This is a genomic window from Pedobacter sp. 01N416 (assembly GCF_056399685.1).
On the sequence record NZ_JBFTRT010000685.1, the window covers coordinates 1 to 2,420 of the forward strand.

General features: G+C 39.5%; 3 protein-coding genes. All 3 read right to left on the reverse strand.

Going from position 1 to position 2,420, the window contains the following annotated elements; genetic code table 11:
- Window positions 1–317: 317 nt before the first annotated feature.
- Window positions 318–1,226: an IS3 family transposase gene (locus tag AC1DND_RS25795; protein ID WP_477585433.1), complete on the reverse strand. Its 909-nt coding sequence runs from the start codon at window positions 1,224–1,226 to the stop codon at window positions 318–320.
- Window positions 1,227–1,234: 8 nt separating this feature from the next.
- Window positions 1,235–1,648: a transposase gene (locus AC1DND_RS25800; RefSeq protein WP_477585429.1), complete on the reverse strand. Its 414-nt coding sequence runs from the start codon at window positions 1,646–1,648 to the stop codon at window positions 1,235–1,237.
- 151 nt (window positions 1,649–1,799) lie between these two features.
- Window positions 1,800–2,420 (reverse strand): hypothetical protein (locus tag AC1DND_RS25805; RefSeq protein WP_477585431.1); only part of this gene is annotated, 621 nt, incomplete at its 5' end.

Consider the following 2,420-nt stretch of genomic DNA (forward strand, 5'->3'; position numbering starts at 1 on the left):
GGTAGGTTTATGTTTGCAGTTAATAGTTCTATCAGCGCAGTTAACAACATTATACTTGCAGTTGGTAGGTTTATGTTTGCAGTTGATGGTTTTACCAGCGCAGTTAACAACTTTATTAGAGAAGTTGACCCTTCCTAAAAAAGCTTGACAGTTTTGGTGATTAATTACTAAGGCTTTTTACACCAATTTACTTGATTTACTAATACAATATAACTTTTAATTTTTATTAGTTCTAAGGGTTATTTTGTTTGGGGTTATTCCTGGTTTATATCCTGCCGTTTTCCTTATTCCTTGGATTTCTTTTCCTCTTATCCCAATTACGGAACAACAACGGGTTTGCTTTCCTTATTACTGGTTTTGTAATTCTTTTTCCTCCAGTATTTCTTAAGTGTTCCATTTCTTTCGTGCGCCATTATAGGGGTGAGCCTGCCACAGCTATCATGTATCCTGATGCTGTTATATTTGGTTACGGCATCATCTACGGCTGCTTTTGCCTTTTCAAAAGAGGGAAAGGTTTCTTTAAGCCCATGTTCATACTTCAGTATCCCGTTAATCCTTTCTGCAATGGCATTTTCATATGGATCCCCCTTTTCGGTCATTGATAGCTGTATATGTAAATAGTCTATTACCCGAACATATTCATTGCAGCAGTACTGTATGCCTCTGTCGCTGTGATGGATAAGCCCTGAAGTTCTTTTCAGGTCCTTGGCTGCCATCAACAGTGCATCAACAGCTCCTTCACTATGCAGGGTCGGGTGAAGTTTGTGACCTACGATCTTTCGGCTATAGGCATCGGTAACAATGCTTAGGTAGCTGAAACCGGAAGCCTGCCGGATATAGGTGATATCGCTTACCCATAATACCCCTGGGTTATTGATCACCTTTTCACGGATCAGGTTTGGGTATTTCATGTAATGATGATTGGACATGGTGCAGTAGGGCTTTCTCCTACGGTGCCTGATGAGCATCCCATAACTGCCCATAAGCCTATAAAGGCCATCCCTTCCCAGTTTTATTCCATGGGCTGTAAAATCTTCCTTCAGCATGTGGTAGAGTTTATCGACCCCGCAGTATGGAAGCTGTTCCCTAATCTCTGTAACCAATCTGACGACCAGTGCATCGCGCATATGCATTGCTGGCTGTGTTTTTTGTTCATACCAGGCCTGACGGCTCTTGCCAAACAGTCTGCAGTAGTAGCTTAGGCTAAAGCTACCGTAAAGCTGCATCAATAGTGTTACTGTTTGGCACCAGGCTTTTTTCTGATGTTGATCTTGAGTTTTTCCTCAGCTACATCTATTAGTGTATTGAGGGCAATATTGTGCATCCTGGCATCCTCAAGCTGCTTTTCCATCGCTTTTATCTGCTTCTGTAATGCAATCAGATCCTGTCTTTCCTGTTGGGTCATTTCTATGGGTTCTGAAATAATATCGTCCGAATACCTCTTGCGCCAGGTTCTTATCAGTTCTGGTCCACTTGAGGGACTGATGTTAAACTTCCTGATCGCTTCGCTAACTGTCATTTCCCTTGCTTCCAACTGAGATACCAGCCATCGCCTGAAGGAAACTTCATAAGCATTGTGGTCATCCGTACGGTCGAAAGAATCGGAAACTAAAATACTAAATCCATTGCTTTTTTTCTCTTGATTCATTTTGAGTTTTTTTAAGCCAAAATGTGTCAAGCTTTTTTAGGAGAGGACAAGTAGGTTACTTTTAGTTTGCAGTTAACAGCTTTTAGTTTGCAGTTAAGAATATGATAAATGCAATTAGCTGCTCTGGTTTGCATGGACTGATTAGGGGGGACTATTCTCCTTTTTTGTCCGTAATTGTTTTTGAACAGATAGCTTTCTCCATGATTTCGCCCTTAGAAGCAATTAAACCTAGCCAATGTGAACATTCGTCACGAGATAACACAATTGCAGCATGAATAACCGCTCTTTTATCCMAAGGGCCTAATGCATCAATATTGTCTTTGATTTCTTTTACCCAAGTTTTATCATTTGATCTTCTCGCAATCAAAGCTTGTTCTCTCACTCTTATTATTTTTGAATAATCTATTTTAATATCAGTCTTGTTGAATGAAAGGTTTTGGAATAGGGTGAAGATCCAAATGTTTAAAAAGGTATCATTTAAATACGATTTATCAAGAAGCTTTGCGAATTCGACTTCATATCTTTTAGCAGTTTTGTCATTGAGCACACGAGAGAAATATATTACAATTTCTCTTATGACTGGAAGCAAATTGTCAAAGTGCTCAAAAATCATTGGTATAATCCCTCTAACCTTATATCGACCCGCTTGCCTAAGAATATGTCTCATTAATCCTAGATCGACTTTTTCAAATGAAGTCGATTGGACAAAAAGTTCGCTGTAAGCTTCTGCTCTCAATTTAAATTTCTCTTCGCTACCGAGTTCTTCAAACTC

Bases quoted from the DNA above. Each gene is read 5' to 3' on its own strand.
- AC1DND_RS25795 (WP_477585433.1), bottom strand. From the start codon at position 1,226: ATGCAGCTTTACGGTAGCTTTAGCCTAAGCTACTACTGCAGACTGTTT.
- AC1DND_RS25800 (WP_477585429.1), bottom strand. From the start codon at position 1,648: ATGAATCAAGAGAAAAAAAGCAATGGATTTAGTATTTTAGTTTCCGAT.